Source organism: Halobacillus sp. BBL2006 (assembly GCF_000786645.1).
Taxonomy (GTDB): Bacteria; Bacillota; Bacilli; order Bacillales; family Halobacillaceae; genus Halobacillus.
Genome location: NZ_JRNX01000877.1, coordinates 1 through 4,444, shown reverse-complemented (window position 1 = coordinate 4,444; position 4,444 = coordinate 1). Strand labels below are relative to the sequence as shown.

The 4,444-nt window shown below is 40.8% G+C and carries 3 protein-coding genes and 1 pseudogene; all 4 read left to right on the top strand.

The genetic code is table 11. The features are described from left to right. Positions 1 to 206 (top strand): annotated as a pseudogene (locus LD39_RS23710) (hypothetical protein); the annotation flags it as partial. Positions 207 to 220: 14 nt separating this feature from the next. After that, positions 221 to 1,054: an alpha/beta fold hydrolase gene (locus LD39_RS20705; protein WP_035553223.1), complete on the top strand. Its 834-nt coding sequence runs from the start codon at positions 221 to 223 to the stop codon at positions 1,052 to 1,054. 10 nt (positions 1,055 to 1,064) lie between these two features. Beyond that, positions 1,065 to 1,766, top strand: a complete 702-nt coding sequence (locus LD39_RS20700; protein WP_052158985.1) for a C45 family autoproteolytic acyltransferase/hydolase — start codon at positions 1,065 to 1,067, stop codon at positions 1,764 to 1,766. Between the two features lie 448 nt (positions 1,767 to 2,214). Beyond that, a partial coding sequence (locus LD39_RS20695; RefSeq protein WP_035553220.1) for a dynamin family protein occupies positions 2,215 to 4,444 on the top strand: 2,230 nt, incomplete at its 3' end.

Here is a 4,444-nt window from a genome sequence, read left to right as displayed (position 1 = left end):
TAAAAGACCAACCATTGATTTCCGCGCTCTCATTTACGGTTATAGATAAAAAAGAGGATCTTTCTCCTCCCTTGCATTATGCGAGAGAGATTCACCGAGGGGGTTCACCACATTTGTCAGCGGAATATATAGAGAATTTAGAGAAGCGATTCCTGGATGAGTTACCGGTTGAAGGCTTTCAAAAATATCTATCTGAAATGAAGTAAAGGGGCAGATGGAAATGGTCGAAACGACATGGAGAACCTACCATGCAAGAGATTTTACAAGGCTTCAGTATGTCTTTCATGAAAGCAGGAAGGGGCAGGGGAAATATGCAATCATTCTCATCCATGGGATTACGGCCGAATTATCCCATCAAGAGAAGTTTGCTCAGGCTATAAAGGTTGAAGCGGATGTTTTTTTACCAATCCTTAGAGGTTATGATCAATTGAACAAGCGAGGCGACTTAACTTATATAGGGCATTATGACAATGATTTGTTCGATTTTATTCACCACATCAAAAAGATGGGATATGAAAAAATCATTCTGGCCGGTCATTCCATGGGATGCGCCAATATCCTAAGGCTGTTAAGTCAAAATAGAAATATTGCCGATCAGTTTGTTTTTATTTCTCCTTTTTTCCATCCAACCCTTCCGGTCTATAGAGATGATGCAACAGAACAGTTCAAGCCTGAAACGGACGTGGATTACACTGTCTATCAAAAGAAAATCATACTTCTCATGACATTGTACAAAATGAACATTCACCGCTTTTCTCACAAAACGGTTGCTATAATCCCGGATGAATTTGATGACAGCGGGATTCTTCAACTTAGTTTTCGTCTTATGGCCTCCCGGTTCTTAGAAAAGATCCCTTCGGATTTATTTGAAGGGATCGAGAATCAGGTTTTTACTTTTGTTGGGGGAAAAGATGAAGTGGTCGTTGCGGAGCAATTAGAATCATGGTATAGAGAAAAGTTTGACCTAGAGCTGAACATCATCGAAGAAACGGATCATAATCATATCCTTCACGATTCGAATTTCCATCATCGTCTTTTTGACTATATTAAATAGGAGAAGTTACATGAAACGAGTGTATTATGATGTTGAACAGTTTAAGGGGAGTTATTTTGATTTCGGTCACTTCCAGGTGGAAAAGCTGAAAAGTACTCCGCTCTATCAGGTTCATAAAAGTCGGAGAAGAAAATCTTTGCGCCGTTATACGATTGTTAAGAAGGACGTACGCCGGCTTTTTTTAGAGTACGCCTCTGGTGTATGGGAAGAACTGCACGGCCTTGTTGAAGGTTTACAGTGGCCATTTGACGATGTTATTCACGAATATAGCGGATTCCAGCAAGATTGGGTCAAATCGGGATGCTCTGTCATGACAGGGAACGGATTTTTCGCTAGAAATTACGATTACCATCCAAAAACATATGAAGGTCGTTTGCTAATCTTTCAACCGAACGACGGAGTTGCAACGATTGGTCCTGGTCAGAGGATAATTGGACGTACAGATGGGATGAATGAACACGGCCACTGCGTCGGTTACAATTTCGTTAACCGGGTCAAACCTGAGGATGGTCTCATTTGCTGCACGTTAACGAGGATCGTATTAGAGGCTGCTAAGAACGTAGAGGAGGCTGTGGAGTTATTGAAATCTTTGCCCCACCGTCATTCTTTTAACTATGTCTTATTTGATGCGACAGGTAAGACGAGAATCGTAGAAGCATCCTCAAGAGGCGTACGTATCAAAATAAGGGGTGGTGTGTACCAATCATTTTGAAGAATTATTGTCTGAAAACCGTAGACACCTTAAAGGTTCTTATCGGCGTTTGAGTAACCTGAATCAATCCTAGGGCCTGGTGAAAACTGGGGAAGATGCTTTCGCTTTCTTAAATCAAACGAATTTTCCGATCTTCTCAAAGAAATACAGTTATTGGGCAGGCACCATACACACCAGCTGTTACTTTCCGACGGATTTATTTGTCATTTTCGGTTTGGGAGGAGATGCGATGCCTGTCCGCATATCGTTCAAGCATTGGTTAGAAGGTGGGAAAATCCGTGTAAAGCGGATTCTCGGGCAGTTGGATACAACGGAAGAACTTCCTTTTATAAAAACTTAAGTCCATCCTCTTTCTTTCAGAAGTCTCCTATCGGTTTCTACTTGAGAAATGAGAACGCCTAGGAGTAAAATAATCATGTAATCTTATTTTTATGAAGGAGTTCTTTGAATGACTCTCACCACAGAAAAAGCGGTAGAACAAATGAAATCATTATATACTTACATCAACAACTACTCTAGCTCAAAGCAGAGTGAGAAAATTTTAGATATCATTGAAAAGCTTGAAAACAGAAAAATGATGATCGGTTTTGCCGGTCATTTTTCTGCTGGGAAATCAACCTTGATTAACACGTTACTAAATAAAGAAATGCTGCCTTCCAGTCCTATTCCGACTAGTGCGAATATCGTTCAGTTGAATTCAGGAGAATCAGAAACGGTTGTCTATTTTAGAGAAGAACCACCCGTAAGGTATGAAGGAGAAATTGAGTTTGACCGGTTACAATCTTTATTCAAAGACGGAGAAGAGATTAAAAGAGTGGATATCAGCCATCCGGAAAGTGGTCTTCCTTCACACGTAATTGTTCTCGATACCCCAGGTGTGGACTCTACGAATGATGCGGATCGGTTGATTACCGAGTCTTCACTGCATCTCATGGACCACATGTATTATGTGATGGATTATAACCATGTTCAATCTGAAGTGAATCTTCAGTTTTTATGGGAAATGCAGAGGCGCGGGACACCGTTTTCCATCGTAATCAACCAAATTGATAAGCATAATGAGAGTGAAATCAGTTTTGACAAGTTCTCCCAAAGTATCGATGATTCCTTTAATCAGTGGGGAATTGCTCCAGAGCGAATCTATTACACATCAATGAAGGATTTTGATCTATCCATTAATACGTTTGAAGACCTGAAAGTGGACTTTAAATCGTTATTCGAACGTTCTTATGAGGTTATTGAAAACCAGGCAAAACTTGACGCTGAGTCTGTTATTCAAGAATGTCTGAAAGAAGCAGAAGAAGATTTTTATCAAGAAAAGCAGGAACTCTTGGAAAGAAGAAAGGATCTTGAAACGCTTCTTGAAAATAGTCATCTAAGCGTCGAGGATCAAGTGACAACGGAAGAGTTATTGCAGAAACTCCATGACGATGTGCAAGTAAGAATCCGGCAATTTATTCCGAACGCCTATTTGATGCCTAGTGTACTTCGTGAGGATGCTAAGGAGTTTCTTGAGGCACAGCAGCCAGGTTTTAAAGTCGGTTTCCTTTTTTCAAAAAAGAAAACAGATGAAGAGAGGGAGGCCCGCAATCAGAAATTCTACCAGCATCTAGATGACGTAATTGAGAAAAACCTGAAATGGCCGCTGAGAGATCGATGGTTGGAGTTGGCGGAAAAACACAAGGTAACGGATGAAAGCCTTTTAAAGAAAATCCAGGACTTTCCCTTTGAATATAACAAGGACCGTTTACACGATTTAGTGGAAAAAGGGGCCGAGGTGACAGGTGACTACGTACTAAGGTATACAGATCAAGTATCGAACGATGTGAAAAAAGAAGTGCGTCGCTTCACTCAGAATATTCAAGAGCAATTAGAACAGACGCTTAAAGAATATCAACAAACTGATTACGATAAACACCAGAAAGCCTATGATGCTTTAGAAGAGTGCGGTCAAATCGAAAAAACGTTAGAGCAATTTAGTATTCGTATTAAATCGTACCAGGAAGATCTATATGAACGTCTACGGACTCCAGCATCACATATGGATATCCAAGTAGTTAAGGACGACTTGAAAAAAAGGAAAGACTGTGTACTTACGAGTAGTGAACTGCCACCTGAAAAGAAAGCGGTCGTAAACCCGGATCGTGGGGCTACTGAACCTACGAACTCTTCTACACCTGACCAATCCATAGATTCTATCTTGGAAAAAGTCGATGAGACGCTATCCATTGTAGGAAATGTTCAAGGATTAGACAGCCTAATTGATCAATTAAAAGGTAAAAAGGAACGCTTGAAAAACAGGCACTATACGGTAGCTTTGTTCGGTGCTTTCAGCGCAGGGAAATCTTCTTTTGCTAATGCTTTGCTTGGAGAGAGAGTTCTACCGGTTTCACCAAATCCTACGACAGCGACAATCAATAAGATCTCTCCTCCGACAGACGAATGCCCTGATCGAACCATTCATGTTGCAGTGAAAACTGAATCTCAAATGCTTCATGACCTTTCAGGAATTTTACAACGGCTGGGTGTAGAGGTAAGCAGGCTTAGGGACGTTCATGAGACGCTGCTCGCTCTACCAGAAGGGGACCGGGAGGCACTTGACCACAAACAATTGTCATTTTTACAGGCATTCCTAGATGGTTTTGAAGAAATGCATTTATACATGAATCAATCCATAA